We start from the raw sequence: 18373 nt of genomic DNA on the forward strand, positions 1-18373 counted from the left end.
ATAGCATTTCCGATTATTCAAGATTAGCACATAGGCTATTCTAAATCATTTAAAAGAACTTTCTTTTCGGAAGGAAAGTATCTCATTTATAGTCATTGGACTAGGTATTATCTCACTTCGCTTTATGACATAATATATGGAAAATTATATTTAATTAAAGAGTCTCTCCTTTGCTAATAAGTCATAACATCACCATGCAATTTGGAAACAAGTCCCTATTTGAGAATCTTTCAGTTAAGTTTGGTAGAGGAAACCGCTATGGGCTCATCGGCGCTAATGGGTGCGGAAAATCTACTTTGATGAAAATTCTAGGCGGCGATCTAGCACCAACCGCTGGTAATATTAATAGAGATCCTACTGATCGTCTTGGCAAATTATGCCAGGATCAATTTGCCTTTGAAAAAAATAGCGTGCTTGATACCGTGATGATGGGGCACACAGAGCTATGGGCGGTAAAACAAGAACGTGACAGAATTTACGCTTTACCTAAGATAAACGAAGCACAAGGGTATCGCGCAGCAAATTTAGAAGTTCTATACGGTGATATGGATGGGTATAGCGCGGAAGCGCGCGCAGGTGAGCTTCTACTTGGCGTCGGTATTCTACTAGAACAACATAAAGGCCCTATGAGTAAGATCCCACCTGGCTGGAAACTACGTGTGCTTCTCGCACAAGTGCTCTTCGGTAATCCAGACATTCTATTGCTTGACGAACCAACTAACAACCTAGATATAAATACCATACACTGGTTAGAACAGGTGCTGAAAGAACGCAACAGCACCATGATCATTATCTCCCATGACCGACATTTTTTAAATATGATCTGTACCCATATAGCGGACCTAGATTATGGCGACTTGCATATCTATCCGGGGAACTATGACGAGTATATGACAGCGTCAGCTCAAGTACGTGAACGATTGATAGCCAATAACGTCAAGAAAAAAACGCAAATTACTGAGTTACAATTATTCGTTAATCGTTTTAGCGCTAATGCTTCTAAATCTCGTCAGGCAACATCCCGCTCTCGACAAATCGAAAAGATCAAGCTTGATGAAATCAAGTTATCCAATCGAAAAAATCCGTTTATTCGTTTTGAACAGGATAGAAAACTATTTCGCAATGCATTAGAAGTTAAGCAATTAACTCAAGGCTTTGAAATACCAGGAACGCTGTTTCGTGACTTGAATATGATAGTGGAAGTAGGTGAGAAGGTTGCAATTATCGGCGCTAACGGTATTGGTAAAACCGCGTTACTAAAAACATTTATAGGCGAGTTGTCAGCGAAAACAGGTGAGCTTAAATGGTCTGAAAACGCTGATATCGGCTACTATCCCCAGGATCGCAGTCGCGAATTCATCGAGAATATCTCCGTATTCCACTGGATGAACCAGTGGAAGAAAGCGAGCCATGATGAACAGGCGGTACGTAATCTCCTAGGACGTCTTTTATTTAGCCAGGATGATATGAAAAAGCTAGTCGACGTACTCTCCGGTGGAGAAAAAGCCCGACTACTATGTGGAAAATTAATGCTGAAAAAGCCCAATATTCTCCTGATGGATGAGCCGACTAATCATCTTGATATGGAATCTATCGAAGCGCTCAATACCGCCCTTGAGCTTTATCAAGGAACACTATTATTTATCTCTCATGATCGCACATTCGTTACTTCATTAGCAACCCGGATTATAGAAATACTTCCGAACCAGGTGATCGATTTCATCGGAAACTATGAAGATTATGTACGTAGCTATAGTTTCATTACATCCCGGAAGGGGATGTAGCTTCTTTTAAAATATTTAACGTTTATTAAATACGGCTATTTCTAACCGTTAGAGACGTTTTATGCTTAACTACTAATTGAGATAATTTCTTATTATAGAGGTCAATATATCGGTATGGTGTGATCTCAATCATCTTTATCGTAAGATGAAATGCCGATTTTTTAACATATCTTCTATCTGATCTCAGTACATTATCAGTAATCCATGTTTTTCGGATATAGTGCGCTATAAAACCGTTATTTACCAATACTCAACAAATATAGTGATGGAAGAAATGTAATCTGGAACGCACAAACAGCATGAAATATTGACTAACCATCTTGGTGTTATCAAGACCAATAAAAACCCATATAATAGAAATAATCACACGATATAAACAGGGGACGCCATGTAATTATGTGTGCTATCTTTAAAAGATACTTGAAATATAAACGCGGATAACCTAATTCATCAATTTTAAACACTGGATGGTAAGACCATAGTGCTTTCTATTTTTCTTTCAAGAATATCCTCAATTCTTTATATATGTAAAAAAATCTTTCAAGATTAACCAATCTTTTTATATTACACAAATTCATCTACGATGATTAGTAGTTTTTAAAAATGAAGGAACTGTCTTTCTTTAAAAGAAAGACAATCGTTTATTGCAGTTGCGAACTGCTCCTCTGAAAATCATGACAATATACAACTGACCTCAATGCTATCACGTTTTTAGCCTAGACAATCTCTCTAAGTAATCATCTAAGTATTAACTTGCAAAAACGATAAAAATAATATAGTAATCATGTTTACCATGCTGATGGTACTAAGAGTATAGTAAATACCGAAAATTTCTTCTTTCACTCTTAAGCAAGTATTTTCCATATAAATTAATCGGATGTTAACAGTGAACTACACTACTAAGGAATGTATAGCCTATAGATTGGATTTCTAAAAAACATTACCATAAGAAAAAACATGAATGTACCCGATAAAGTGACTAGCTTCATATAAAACATGCAGGTAATCTGCTGATTATCTATGTACAAAGAGCATGATGAAGTGATTTGGTTATTATATATAGCAAATCCAACATTGTCATACTCTCAATCACTTCAAATTGTAGGGAGTAAAATCCCATATCAGTCTATAAAAAACAGACATATACTTTAATTCCAATGATTTAAAGAATTATTGTGTCTATGTTGGATAGAATCATGATTACTAAAATACATGACAGATTATTTATCTAAGATAATTAGCATAAAAATCACTCCAATACATTATTATTCACCTTGAAGGTGATAGTGTTTTATACCTTTTTTCTATGCATGGCGAACTGAATAGATGAAACGAGCGATAGTTGTATTGAGTGGGGGACAAGATTCAACAACCTGCCTAATCCAAGCACTAAGTCAGTATAATAAGGTTTATTGCATTATCTTTGACTACGGTCAGCGTCATCGAGCAGAAATTAGTATCGCCAAAGATCTCTCAGTCCAATTAGGCGCCTACGAAATTAAGGTAATTGACGTGTCTCTACTCAATACGCTGGCAGTCAGCAGTCTTACGCACGACGATATTCCAATTCCTGATTACCAGCCTCTCTCTGAGAGTCTTTCCAGCACCTTTGTACCCGGTCGGAATATCCTGTTTTTAACGCTAGCCGCTATTTATGCCTATCAAGTCCAGGCAAAAACCATTATTACTGGCGTTTGTGAAACAGATTTTTCCGGTTATCCAGATTGTCGTAATGACTTTATAAAAGCCCTAAACACCGCAGTCAATCTAGGTATGGCACGTGAACTACAATTCACTACACCATTGATGTGGTTAGATAAAGCGGAAATCTGGGCGCTCGCGGATTATTATCATCAGTTTAATCGAGTGCGTCAGGATACTCTGACCTGCTATAACGGAATTAAAGGTGACGGATGCGGACAATGCTCAGCCTGCCATTTACGTGCACGTGGATTGGCCACATATCTCGAGAAACCGGAGATGGTAATGACCTCGTTAAAATCCAAAATCGGCCTACTTTAAAATCTTAAAATAGTTACGCTAAAAGAGGGGATAGAGGATCTTCTGAAAACCGAAACTTACGATAAGTAGCAATAAATGCTGAATACAACACCAACTAAAATATATATAGCATACCCATACATCACTACTATATAATTGATTTTTAATATAAATCATATAAGATATTTAAGCGAATACCTAATATCAATTATAGAAAAACAGATTTTATGAATTCTATAAAACAAAATGTTTTCATCACTATAAAATGCTTTACTAAACAGATAATATCCAACTGATTCAAATATTGATAACATTCTCTCCACCTCTGATCTTTCGAGTTTTTAGGCTAAAAAATCACGAACTTATAAGATATTTTTTCTAAAATAATTTTAGAAAAAATAATAATGTTCTTTATTTTGGTCCTGTGGTCTATTGCAAAACCATCAATACCTTTCCCTTATCTTTTGTATAATATGAGGATGTGTGAAGTCTTATATTTTTATGAAAAAATACCATTAAAAAACTTATTTATTATAATGAGTAAAATATTCATATTGTTGCACATTTTAAATTTTGAATTGACTTGTTTTATAGTACTCAGTAATAATTTTAACCATGTTTTATAAAACTACTTGATGTCAATTCAGTAAAATCCAGTACTTCTTCGATATCTTCTATGTGGATATTGCGTCACCTCTAAAATCAATTTCATCACTTACATTAAATATCTCATTAAAATAAAAAATTCAAGGTATCATGCTTATAGTCAAGCTATAATGCTTCATATGAAAATACAGACGTATATCTATTATATCTTTCTATTTTATTCTAATAAACCATAGTTATATTATAAAAATCCAGAAAAAAAAGAAACATAAACACGACTGTTTTTTAAGAAAACACCAGGTATTTTCTTAATGTACCTCTACATTTATCTTCATAAATAAGCAAGCTCATAACATGATTATATTTCATGAGATACTCTACAATTTATCTTTTTCTATTCTTCTAAAAAACGTAAGATACACATCGCATCCTATATTTATAACTTCACAATTAAAAAATACCTGCATTAGTATCAGACAAGCAAGACAATTGAGATTTATAAAATTTCTTCACGTAGTGAAATATGAATTACTTACCAGACCATGACACCTTACAAGATGTCAAAAAAGATAAATTAGCCCAATGCTTCTCTAGCATGTTCGATTTGAATCTCTTCGAAAATATTCATCTAGATCGAACTATGCTGATAGATAACTAAATTCAGTATAAATAGAGATAATCAAACAATTTAAAAGATATTTTTTTAATACAAAGAATGGATCACTGTCTACATACTATGATCAAAAATAAATTGCTTCGGTATACCTATCCAAAATACAGATCTAATCGTTTAAACAGAAGTAGTCTGAACTAATAATTATAATGTATTTATATTAACTATATCTTTCTAATCATCTACTTATAAGAAAGTGATAATCATTGATATAATGATATCAAATTTTATTACTAATCAGATAAACACCTCCCTGATAATGAGAGATCATGACTTATCTGCTAGCATGTTTTCGATTGTATGATGTTTACATTATCCAGTTAAAAACTCACTTATGATATGAATTGCTCTGTTTTATAACACCTACCTATCATGATTTATAATATTATTATATACCTAATTCAGCCAATAATATGGATACAGTTATTATGGCGCAGCAGAAAATCTCCTGCTTACCGACATCGATGGGCTGAACGTTACGGATTTTGCCGGGGGAAAGTAAAACCTGGTGGCATCATGCTGCATTCTGTTTCAGTTGGTGAAACACTGGCAGCCATACCACTAGTGCGCACCCTTCGTCAGCGCTATCCACTGATTCCGATCACGGTCACCACGATGACGCCAACGGGTTCTGAACGGGTACAGTCTATATTCGGCAATGATGTACATCATGTCTACTTACCCTATGATTTGCCGGGGGCAACCAGCCGTTTTCTCGATCGCGTTAATCCGAAACTAGTTATAATTATGGAAACTGAGTTGTGGCCGGACCTGATTAAAAGCTTACATCGCCGAGGTATACCGTTGATTATCGCTAATGCTCGCCTCTCGGCTCGCTCTGCTGCCGGCTATAAAATATTTAGCAGTTTTGTTGCCGATATCATGCGTCGTATCACACTCATAGCTGCACAAAACGAAGAAGACGGTGCTAGATTTCTTGCACTCGGACTAAAGAAGAATCAGTTAGTAGTTACCGGCAGTCTAAAATTCGACATTTCCGTTACTCCAGAAATAGCGGAAAAGGCGCTTACCCTGCGACGTCAATGGGCACCTTGCCGCTCAGTATGGATCGCCAGTAGTACTCATGAAGGAGAAGAGATACTTTTATTACAAGCACATCGTAAACTTCTTGCGAATATTCCCGATTTACTCCTGATCCTGGTACCTCGCCATCCAGAGCGTTTCCTAGCAGCACGGGAAATGACGATGAAGGCAGGATTTAATTACATTATGCGGAGTAGCGGAGCAATTCCATCCAAAAACACGCAGGTGGTGGTTGGTGACACAATGGGTGAACTCATGATGCTATACGGTATTGCTGATCTAGCATTTGTTGGTGGTAGTTTAGTCGCATGCGGCGGCCATAACCCTCTCGAAGCAGCAGCACACGCGATTCCAGTCCTGATGGGACCACATACTTTGAATTTTCAAGATATATGTAGCAAACTGTGGAAAGCTGGTGGGTTAATTACCGTAACCGACGTACCATCTCTAGTAAATGCAGCCTCTACTCTACTAAAAGATGAAGATTATCGCCTTTATTACGGTCGTCATGCCGTTGAAGTTCTTCAACAAAACCAAGGAGCGCTACAACATCTACTGCATTTACTCGAGCCTTATCTACCCTAATGGAGTTAGTAAATGTCGGAAAGACAACGTTTGTCAGTGGTGATTATTACTCGTAATGAAGCTGAGGTTTTATCAGATTGTCTTGCATCAGTCAGATGGGCTGATGAAATAATAGTCCTGGATGCCGGTAGCAACGATGCAACACGCGATATTGCCGCACGAGAAGGCGGACTTGTATTTCAATCCACAGAATGGCCAGGTTTCGGTATTCAACGGCAACGGGCTCAAGGGTATGCCAGGGGCGATTATATCCTGATGCTTGACGCCGATGAGCGCGTTACTCCGTTGTTACGCCAAGAAATCCAAAAAATTCTACAACAACCGAACCCAGAAGTTGTCTATAGTTGTTCACGGAAAAATCTATTTCTAGATCGCTTTCTACGCCACAGCGGCTGGTATCCGGATTGGGTAATACGGCTGTATGCGCGAGAGCGATTTATCTACAACACACTACCCGTTCACGAATCTCTCGAGAGAGGGAGTGCTAATGTCGTTGCCCTCTCGGGAAATTTACAGCATTTAGCATGTCGTGATTTAGTAACTTTTCAACGGAAACAACTACAGTATGCTGAAGCGTGGGGACGAGAACACTATCATCAACAGCATAAGTGTTGCCTATTAAATATTATCAGCCATACTTACAGCGCTTTTCTAAAAACCTGGATCTTACGCGCTGGTTTTTTAGACGGTAAGCAAGGCTGGTTGCTCGCGATGATAAATGCGCAATATACTTTTAATAAGTATGCCATACTCTGGGCATTAAATAACACCATAAAAGAAAAAACTCATGACTAAGAAAGCCATTTATCCCGGCACCTTTGACCCATTGACCAATGGTCATCTGGATTTATTAAGCCGAGCCGCGAAAATATTTGATCGAGTAGTACTAGCGATTGCTGAAAGCCCTAGTAAATGCTTGCTTTTTAATTTAGATGAAAGAGTAGCTCTAGCAAACCAAGCTACCGCTTCCTTGCCTAATATCACAGTTATAGGTTTTAGCGATCTCATGACTAATTTTGTTCGTAAGCAACGGGGAAATATCATAATCCGAGGTATGCGAACGATGATGGATATCGAGTATGAAACACAGCTCGCGCAAATAAATCGACATCTAATGCCGGAATTAGAAACTATATTTATGATGCCTGCTAAGAGCGTTTCTTATATTTCCTCTACACTCGTAAAAGAGATTGCACTCCACGGCGGAGATGTCGAACACTTTCTACCCACAAAGATCGCTCAAGAGGTGCGGGCGAGGCTACATCCCTAATACCAAAAACCGCTATGCCACGTTGAGAATATATACCCATCACTACAAATAGTGGATCCAGTTCTCCGGTCGGAGCACCGAACATATACTAAAGTATATTTTTAAAAAATTTGTCAGAGTTTACTAAGTAAATAATTTATATAAAATATAGCAGTATATACACATCAATTCATATTGAGACTCATTGTAGAATACAAAATACATTAATTATGATAATATGAGAAATACCTCGATTACATATTTTTATACATGTAAAGTTAGGGAGGAGGAAAATCGAATCTAGTGAGATGTTTTTTCTGAAATCAAAAGATAGTCTAAAAATTTATGGCTTTATTGGTAACGATTTAATAAATAAGCAGAGGGAATTTTTCATTAAAAGTGGCTCAGCCGTATTCAAACTTGAGAATATTCTTATTATGTTAAACTGTGATATACACTCATCTTTATATATTGATGCCATGATGATTATGGCATCATAGATTAATCTTAAGTTAGCAAGATTATTAGTGAGAGAAAGAATTGCATAATAATTTCTTTTAAGAAATCCAGAAAATACCACTCCAAAGATTTGAATTATACAGTATAAATAAATCACTAGTTTTTTATCACTTGAGCTAAAATTCATTGACTCTCTGAATTTATTAAAACGTTCTTGACCATTTTAGATGGTTTATAGACACCGCGGCGCTTTTTCTCTGGAGAGAATGTATTCTCTCCTTTTTTTGATATTTTAAATATTCTTACGACACTCGGTATATTTTATATCCTTTTTAAGGATTTATAGACAATATTTCTCTAGCAACTCTATTGTAAAAATCTCTATTCTTTTTCCTTTTTTACTATTTTCTAATCACTTGTATCTACCTAAGATACGATAAATAAAAACTATATAAAATTACTCCAATAGAGGATATTGCATTGAACATCCTCTCTCTTCATGTATCTACCACGTGATAATGTTTTGATAAATATTTCGTAAAAATATACAATATGAAAATAGATTTTTCAACACAGAAGAAAATTAAAACAAGGAAATATTACAAATTAAAAACTGATAATCCTGGTATTCTAGAGATGAATATAAACTGTTTTCTACAAATTCTAAATGAAATTTAAAACAGTATCTTTTAAGACATAAAGATTTCTAACATTGATCGCCATTGATATAAATAAAAACAAAAAATTTAAGGACCATATTTTTAACTTAGTTATATTTGTCTAATAGAGAGAAAATATAAAGCCGTAGCATAGTCGAAAAACTTGAAAAATACTTAATATCATATTTCAGCAATATTTTTCATATTATGCTTAGAGTATAAGTTTTATCAGGATTCAGTAGTAATATGCTATTTCGGACGACAAATCATTGTTAGATACTGAAATCAGTATTGCCTTACTAAAATAAGACAGATAACACAGCGGCAATGTCAAAAAAATCTAAGGGATTATTATATAATAACTAACAGTTAGGCACGCTCCATAGGAAAAGACATTACTTCACTCAATCGATCTGCTTTTAGAGCTAGCATTACTAGCCGATCTACCCCTAACGCCACGCCAGAACATTCCGGGATTCCTTGTAAGAGAGCCGACAGTAAATTCTCATCTATAGACTGCTGTTTCAAATTCATCGCCGCTCGCTTGATATTATCCTTTTGAAATCGCGCTCGTTGCTCACCTGCATCAGTTAGCTCACGGAAACCATTCGCCAGTTCAATACCTTTAAAATACACTTCAAATCTATCTGCAACTCTATGATCCTCAGTGCTGATTGCGGCTAGCGCAGCCTGAGAAGCAGGAAAATGATATATAAAAACCAACTTATTCCACCCGATATTTGGCTCAACCACCATAGAGAATAATAATTGCAGGAGGGTATCTCGATCGTCGTCTATCGATGCTGCTTCAGTCAGATTCCATTTAATTACTGCATCATACAACTCACTCTTATCTGACGATAAAGGGTCTATCCTAAGATAATGTGTAAAAGCCTGCTTGTAAGAAAGTGTTTCTACACTATCGCAATTTAGCACTGGGAGTAATAAATCCTCAACCTCATTCATCAAGCGATACATATCATAATGTGGACGATACCACTCAAGCATAGTGAATTCTGGATTATGGTAACGACCAATTTCTCCATTGCGAAAACTGTGGCAAAGCTGAAATATAGGACCACTACCAGCTGCCAATAGCCGTTTCATATGGTATTCGGGGCTGGTCATTAAATATAGTGGTGTTGCACTCCTTTCTCCCGGTTTAATAAAACCTGTCTGAAAAGGAAAAAGATGAACATCCGTTACTGTTGTTTGACCTAGGGTGGGTGTTTCTACTTCAAGTAATCCGCGATCGATAAAAAATTGTCGGATATGATGCACAATTTTAGCACGCTTTAGCAAAACAGAAATAGGCGCACTTGGTTGCCAATCAGCTAAATCACTCATATTTTTCTCCATTATAAAAGAGTCACGCTCTCTTGGTATCTATGGGTACAAATAAAAATCACCATTTCCTTTTTCAAAGGAAGCCACGATTGTAAAAAAATACGTTGATATTATTTATCATAAATCAAATGATATATTTTAATTAATATCTGCTAATCCCATTATCTTGTATTAACATTATAGGGGAGATTGTAACCGTTTACTCATACTGACTTAAATTCAGATCTAGAGAATCTGTAAAAAGTTACTTAACTAGATACCGGATATTAATAATAGGCAGTCATATGAACATTAATTACACACCCATGGAAAAATTAAAAATTTTAAGTTTAGAGAATAATTCTAGCACAGTATTACATCTCTCCATCAAGTAGTACCGTCTCGCGTTTTTTCAATATAAAATGACACTACACTATATGTATAAATTCATACGTAAATGTAAGATCCATTATCGCAGGTATGGCTGCTACAGCACTTCAGGGGTGTTTCGGCCAGACTATACAAACGGGGATACTCTATCAGTTCTCGCAGTTTCTCCAGTATGCATAATCGGCATGGACGGGGTAGGATCCTGGGAGATAGAAGCATCAACTAGAATTGGTATCAGCGTTACATCTCTATCTGACATGCATCGCCAATAATACTTGATAGAGTCTCGATTTTCGAGACTGCATGGGAAAATTAAAAATTCGGTGATCGCCAACCATGTCGCGGGTATCAATCCAGAATTCCGCATAAATACTATCGATACCTGTATCACTACCAATAAAGGTAGGTCAGAGACTAGACAACGCTGTCAACCATCGTATTACACGCTACCGAGAGCACATCTAGCCTCAAGCAGCTTTGCTCTATTTACTAGTGTACTGCTAACGTTATAACATTTTCTTAGTCTTTGATTCGAATAGGTTATAGACAAGATTCACCCTACAATCATTCAGGTAATCAATCAACAAAAAACCATTGCTAATCCGCTATTAATTCAAACACGTGATTACTTTAAAAATAAGTTTACAGTATTGTACGAATTAGGAAGGGAAAACCAGGGATCAAGTGAATTTTTTCAACGAACAATTCATCTCGCTCCTATTTAACCATTCGTTTTTTAGATTTCCCTCTACGAGGAAAGAATTAAAAGAAATGGACTACTTGTTAGGTTTTAGTACCATAAATATGGTAACAGCAACTTTTTGTTTTATTCCTGTACCACACGCACTAAAAACACTTTCTTAAACTTAGCGGTAGAAAGCAAAACACCTGACTTCTAAATAATTTTCTATCTTAAATCGCGCTGTTTTATTAGATTTCCAGACAATACAACATGATGTCTATCCGTAAGATTAAAAACAGAAAATATTCGCATGACAATAACTAAAACTCTTTCGATCCTTATATCAAGTAGTACTTACTGTATCCTTACAAATATTGATTCGTAACTATCGATGCTAATTTCTAGGACACATCATGAAAAATTTAATTTACTTAAGTAAATATTTTAACTTGTAATAACATTAGTTTGATTTTTGAACTCTAATCAAAATGATGATTTAATCATAAAATTAAAACACATTAATGCAGTCATATTCTAATATGATTGATAAAATTAATATAGTGAATACATAGTAGAGTTCATATATACCTAATGAATCACTTAATAAAATATTTATTTCTTATTTAAATAAACGAGTTGAAACAGTGCGTTATATTATGCACGACACACGAATCAATGGATATAGATTTCCCTGCATCAGCTATTTCATAATAAAACAGCTGTGTTAATTCCTAATTATTATATATAACTATGCAATAGATTTTCACAGGAAAAATTGATTAAGATCAGTCAGTAACTATCTTACATTCACTGTACTCTTGGTGATATTAAGACCGTTTAAAATCGATTAACGCTTCCTTATATTTTCCATGCCTGATTATTATATAAGTTTTAGTCACTTAGTTATTTGTGGGGAGGAAGGGAAGTAAGGCATATAGTGCAGAGTAAAGTATTATGATAATCTACTGATATTGTTCGGTAACGATAAATATACACCACCAAGCTTCACTTTTAGTAATTAATGAATCTCAGTCTAGTTTCAGTTATCATTATGAGTTTTCAGCGCTCATCGTGGTTAAATAGAATAGACATTCTATTTTTTTGATCCTAAAGGTCATTTTTTTGATTGTGTATAAATAAGTAGATTATCTATGATAATTTACCTGAATAAGATGTTTCTTCTCCCCAAACTATTTTCCGGTAGTCTTATGTATATTCCTAAACCGCGCCTTAAACAAGCTTAAAGCGCATTTCACATAAACCTAGAGTGCAAAATTTATACCAGATCATGCTCTCTACATATCTAGTATTTCAGATACAACTTAAACAAAGCTTACCAACTATCTTTTACACGTGCAATATGTAGCTATCCCTTATCGCGATAGCCTCTAGTGCATCTTTCATAATATTCAATCCTGAGACTCAATACTAAAAAATTAATAGTTTTTCTTGTGAACCCATAATGCACTTCTATAAGTCAGAAAGACATGTCTTCATCGGGTTACCTTAAGAGGGGGTATGGGAAGTTTTTGTCCTATCCAAAAGAGAAAGGAAAGGTATAGTCAAATCGATTTATAATCGTATATAACGTGTTTTAAAAAACCATATTGATATTTCTAATAAATCGCTTGCTATTAAGAATCAATATTCAGATGTATCATCATGTATTACATAAAAATGTAGGGGGGTGAAATTCCACATTAGCCTATAAAACATAAGAATATAACTGCAAGTTATTTTAATATGAAACTAATAATTTAACGGGAATATGATTCCTTCTCGATAAATCCGCCATATATAAGTTTCTTTAAAGTTCTTTCCACAGATTCGTTATACTCGATTTAAGAGAATACCTCTAGAAAATAGGATATTCTGTTACCCATTAAATCTTTTTTAGTTAAAATAAAATATTAAGTTTTTATTTAAAAACTAATTATCCCTTGTAATCCTCATGGACAAAAAGCGCCTCTATAAAATCGTCAGCTTTAAAGGATCGCAAATCCTCAATTCGTTCCCCGATACCAATATAGCGAATCGGGATACCAAAACGGTCAGCCACAGCGAAAATGACACCACCTTTAGCGGTGCCGTCTAGCTTACTAAGCGCTATACCAGTTAGTTTCACCGCATCATTGAATAAATTAACTTGACTTATAGCATGCTGACCGGTATTGGCATCAAGGATTAACATAACCTCATGCGGGGCTTCAGGATCAAGCTTTTTTATCACCCGAACGATTTTTTTCAGCTCATTCATCAGGGGTAATTTATTCTGAAAACGACCTGCGGTATCCACTATCAGCACATCCATGGCACGCGCTTTAGCCGATTGGATAGCGTCAAAGATAACCGACGCGGAATCAGCGCCGGTGTGTTGCCCTATTACCGGGATACAGTTGCGATCACCCCAGACCTGAAGCTGTTCTCTCGCCGCCGCACGAAAAGTATCCCCTGCTGCCAACATAACCTTTTTACCTTCAATCTGATACTGATGTGCCAATTTACTGATGGTAGTGGTTTTCCCCACACCGTTAACGCCAATCATTAAAATAATAAATGGAGTTTTACCCCCCACCTTTAATGGCTCCTCAACTTTAGCGAGGATATCTCCCATCTCCTCTCGTAATTGACTATATAGCGCCTTAGTATCTTTTAGAGATCGGCGATTAACATGATCGATTAAGTTGTTAATGATTTTACGAGTAGTTTCGACTCCTACATCGGCGATCAGCAGTTTCTCTTCTAATGCCTCGAATAGAGCATTATCAATGCTCTTTCCACGAAATAATTGAATGAACCCAAATCCCAAATTATTTCGGGTCTTTGCAAGACTGTTTTTTAATCGGCTAAAGAACCTCACCCCCCCTGCCGTTAGGCGGGGAACAATACCTTCATTTGAGCTGAAGGCCGACACCATCTTTCGCTCTTCAGAAACAGACTGAAAATTTTTCGAAGGCGTCTCATTTGTAAGAGGCGCACTCAACCTCGCAGTAGCGCTGGAGAAACGGGTAGAGAGACTCTTATCGTCAATAGAGGTTTTTTTATGGAAAACATCTATTCGGGAACTATAACTCGGCTCTTCTTTCATGAGCGTGGTCGAACCGACAGTATTAGTCTTCTTCTTTAGTACCGGTTCGGTACGAGTAACTATTTCTGATTCGCAGCACGTGGTGGTGTAGTTCTGCAAGCTAGATTCAGTTACAGCTGTACACGGTAGAGATGGTGGAATAACAGAAAAAGGAAGTTCCTCTTCTGCATGTGGCAACGACGATCTTGAGACATCTACTAATGTGTCTTGCATGCTAGTAAGGGTAACTGCCTTATCAAAGACATCAGTCTCTTGTTGAGTTTCTAGTTTGCTATCCGTTATATTGCTATGACGATTTAAACCTAGCCATGAAAATAAAGCAGTTTTTTTCCCTTTTTCCATTTGTTATTACAATCCTCATTCAAAACAGACAATGGATAAAAATTAGAGTTTACTTAAACTTAGATTTAGATTTAAATTTAGATTTAGATTTAGATTTAGAGCTATCATGATAGAAAATGGTAAGATAATAGAATTATCTTCTGATATGTTTTTTACATAGATGATTTTATGTACCAGATACTTGATGTGAACACCTAATTTTTATTAGGGCGGCCTATCGGTTAGGAACCGTTATTACTTACCGAATAATCTTACTCAAGTTAAGATGATAATTACAAAATAAATATATCTACGCTGTATAAAACCATCTTGATTAATTTGGAAACGTTAATAATTACTATGGCAACTACGATTATATCGGTCTAAAAACAAAAGCCAAATACTTTTTATAAGTATAGCACCAATGCGGATAAAATAGCCAATAAGAATTATTTATTACAGTTTATAATCTACTCATCTGTTTTTAATAGAAAGTTACACTTCATTATATTAGGTTTTATAGTATCACGACACTATTTGGACACATTTTATGAATTAGAATATCATTTAGGATAATACCTCACACTAAAATCGGTTTTATTCATATATATTATACTCTGATATATCCTAGGCTGCACTTATCCACAAGAGAAATATAGCTACAATATATTGAAAATTATTTATAAATATAACGTGAAGAATACAATATTAATTCACTTTACATATAACTGTATTACTTTCATTAAAACAAGACAAAATATCATGGATCACTACCATATTTTTTTTTAAAAAATAGATTTTACTTCATACGTTCATCTACGCTAGACTCTAATAATCTATCATTCTCCCTAGAGAATAACATGTAATTTAAGAAAATTTGATCTTAAAGAAAGATGAAATGAAGCTTACAATCCCCCTCGATTCCTATTTTTAGAAAATTTGCTTTCTTGGAGATTGATTGCATTTTTCTCCTAATCCACGATAACTGTCAACAAGCGATTTATGGTAAATATTAAGCCTACACTTTTGCTTAGTCAAATCCGTATCATTGGAGGGCACTGGCGCAGTCGTAAACTATCAGTGCTTAATAGTCCCGGTCTTCGACCGACCATGGAGCACGTACGTGAAACACTATTTAACTGGTTAGCACCAGTTATTAAAGATGCGTTCTGCCTAGATTGCTTTGCTGGCAGCGGGGCTTTGGGTCTGGAGGCACGTTCGCGCGGTGCTGCCAGTGTAACGCTACTAGAAAAAAATAGGACAATTAGCGATCTACTTCTTCGAAATATAGTAATATTAGAGGCTCAGCAGGTTGAGATAATAACCACTGATAGTCTGGCCTGGCTTGCAAAGCCAGGCGACACATTCGATATCGTCTTTATCGATCCTCCCTTCTATCAGGCTATGGTAGCTAATACAATAGAAGCGCTAGAGCACTACCGGCGTCTGAAGGACCATGCCTGGATTTATATTGAAACTGAAATAACATTTCCCGCCCCCGATGTTCCTATCTATTGGAAGTTATATCGAGAAAAGATTGCCGGGCAAGTAGTCTACAGACTTTATATGCGTCACCGCATAAGCGAAAAGTCATATGCTGCTAATAATTAATTTAGCGTATCCAGTAATGTTGATAATCTGAGAATTTTTATTGTTTAACTTGACTGCACCATTATATAAACCGATAAACTATTTCGTTGGTATTAGCTTATCATTTATTCCATTATAGTTCATACTGTGACTTATACATGAGTAAAAGATACACTCCAGCTACTAGCGTAGCTAGGCTGAAAAGAATGTTCAAGCATGGATTTTGGGTATATTACAGCAGACACGGCGGACATCGCAAGCATTAACTATCTATGAATACTAAGCATAAACGACACAAAATCAAAAAGGATTTTCTATACCGCTTGGGTAGCGGGGTAATGCACCCTAAACAATCTCTGAGCTTTACCAACCACTTATCCCACGAAATAATCACTTAGAAGATTAGCAAGAGCACTTTTCAAATCCAAATTCTTATATACATGCTCCTTCGTCAGTCTCATTCATGGCATATACAGTGATTCTGATTAGTCTAAATAAAAAGACTAGAACAACTTGCAAGATTATACTCACACCTCAAAAAAAATTGACACCCCCCCTACCTACTTACATAAGTATCCTGAAGTATGTTACTTCAGGATACATTAATATAAAATATATGATAACATTAAGAATGTTAATCATTCCTCTACGACATCTTCTTTACATAAGCGCTTTTCTCCCCCCTAGGTAATGTTCTAGAGAAAATACCTATGTATCCATCTGCTATTATATTTCTATTTAGATTACATTTCTGCATATACCGATATAGAATAAAAATATTTATATTATACCGCACTAAATACTTCAACCTCAGCATGAATCTTTCACCCTCAATGCATCTTCTCATACAGCTTTCGATGTGCACTCTTATTTGAAGGTTCTCAATAAAATCTCATACGTCTACCTTTATCATCGATGTAACTTATATAACGCGATCGTAATATATCTATCTTTAAACAAATGGATATAAAAGTAACTACATGATTTTTCTTACATAATCTTTACTATATGTTCCTCTACTATATCTATAGTAGCATATAGATAATCAGAACAAATTTATGGAAAGTTTTACACAGCCTAAAAATACCCTGGCACAGGAAAATATGAGTTGAAGTGCTTGTATGAAAGCGTAACATAAAACACTCTTTTAAACTTACTGCCATAGTTGAACAGGAAAAATATAGTTAAATGATTTGATTTTTATTGTTTATAGAGACGGAGAATAGAGTACCTAACTCCTAGAGTTATATCTTTTTTTCTTATATTTTATTAAGTTCAGATATACTACATATCTAAAAAAGTAGCACTCCGGAGATATTGTGTACTATGATAGTATGTTAAATGTAATGAATATCGTAAAAATGACTCTTCATCATTTTGTAAATAATCTGTTTTTGATAATAAAATGGAAAAAACACACTTACTTCTTTAATAGAGAAACGGAGCAATATGCTCCTGTCAGTCCTAGTTAAACTCCATGTATTAATAATATCAACAACATTGATTAGTTTGATATCCAGTAGACTATTTACTGACATCTTTATTGAATTTTAAGCTGATTAAGTGAAAAGAAACAATATAAATTAATAACAGTTATGGAGTCGTAATATGAATCTTTTGAAATCATTCTACCTGAAATATAATGCTATCTTAGCATACAATTGATAATTGCTATAAAATTTAGAAAGAATGAGATTGGTTATCTTGAAATGACGATATTTAATCACAATCATTGATTTTTAAAACATAATTATGATTACATGTGTGTTTTAACGATTTTTATCTTTCATAGCTGCTTTTAAAGAAATAATTTAAGGTTTATTTTTCACTGTACTGCTAGTACATAAAATTATTCACGTGGGATACACTTTAATGTGATAGTCTATACATACTAGAATCCTTCAAAAACAGTATAT

General features: G+C 35.2%; 8 protein-coding genes and 1 pseudogene. 7 read left to right on the top strand and 2 right to left on the bottom strand.

Translation table 11 applies throughout. The features are described from left to right. The first annotated feature begins 170 nt into the window (after positions 1-170). From GFK82_RS02845 to coaD, 5 genes are all read left to right on the top strand, one after another. A complete protein-coding gene (locus GFK82_RS02845; RefSeq protein ID WP_226810421.1) occupies positions 171-1784 on the top strand; it encodes an ABC-F family ATPase in 1614 nt (537 codons plus the stop codon). A gap of 1326 nt (positions 1785-3110) precedes the next feature. Beyond that, positions 3111-3806, top strand: a complete 696-nt coding sequence (gene queC, locus GFK82_RS02850; RefSeq protein WP_226810422.1) for a 7-cyano-7-deazaguanine synthase QueC — start codon at positions 3111-3113, stop codon at positions 3804-3806. A gap of 1630 nt (positions 3807-5436) precedes the next feature. Then, entirely contained in the window at positions 5437-6693 is a 1257-nt protein-coding gene (waaA, locus tag GFK82_RS02855; RefSeq protein ID WP_226810423.1) for a lipid IV(A) 3-deoxy-D-manno-octulosonic acid transferase, read from the top strand. Positions 6694-6705: 12 nt separating this feature from the next. Continuing rightward, positions 6706-7488 carry a glycosyltransferase family 2 protein gene (locus GFK82_RS02860; protein WP_226810424.1) on the top strand — a complete coding sequence of 261 codons (783 nt, stop codon included), beginning with the start codon at positions 6706-6708 and terminating at the stop codon, positions 7486-7488. Next, positions 7481-7963, top strand: a complete 483-nt coding sequence (coaD, locus tag GFK82_RS02865) for a pantetheine-phosphate adenylyltransferase (RefSeq protein WP_226810425.1) — start codon at positions 7481-7483, stop codon at positions 7961-7963. Before GFK82_RS02860 ends, coaD begins: the two co-directional genes overlap by 8 nt. A gap of 1466 nt (positions 7964-9429) precedes the next feature. Here coaD and epmA read toward each other — a convergent pair. Then, entirely contained in the window at positions 9430-10407 is a 978-nt protein-coding gene (gene epmA, locus GFK82_RS02870) for an elongation factor P--(R)-beta-lysine ligase (RefSeq protein ID WP_226810426.1), read from the bottom strand. 416 nt (positions 10408-10823) lie between these two features. Here epmA and GFK82_RS02875 point away from each other — a divergent pair, with 416 nt between their 5' ends. After that, positions 10824-11048, top strand: coding sequence for a hypothetical protein (locus GFK82_RS02875; protein ID WP_226810427.1), 225 nt, complete (start codon positions 10824-10826; stop codon positions 11046-11048). A 2343-nt stretch (positions 11049-13391) separates the two neighbouring features. Here the strand turns inward: GFK82_RS02875 and ftsY are convergent. Beyond that, positions 13392-14312, bottom strand: a pseudogene (gene ftsY, locus GFK82_RS04110) (signal recognition particle-docking protein FtsY); the annotation flags it as partial. A gap of 1557 nt (positions 14313-15869) precedes the next feature. Here ftsY and rsmD point away from each other — a divergent pair. Next, a complete protein-coding gene (rsmD, locus tag GFK82_RS02885) occupies positions 15870-16478 on the top strand; it encodes a 16S rRNA (guanine(966)-N(2))-methyltransferase RsmD (RefSeq protein ID WP_226810429.1) in 609 nt (202 codons plus the stop codon). Positions 16479-18373 lie beyond the last annotated feature (1895 nt).

The organism is Candidatus Steffania adelgidicola (genome assembly GCF_020541225.1).
GTDB lineage: Bacteria > Pseudomonadota > Gammaproteobacteria > Enterobacterales > Enterobacteriaceae > Steffania > Steffania adelgidicola.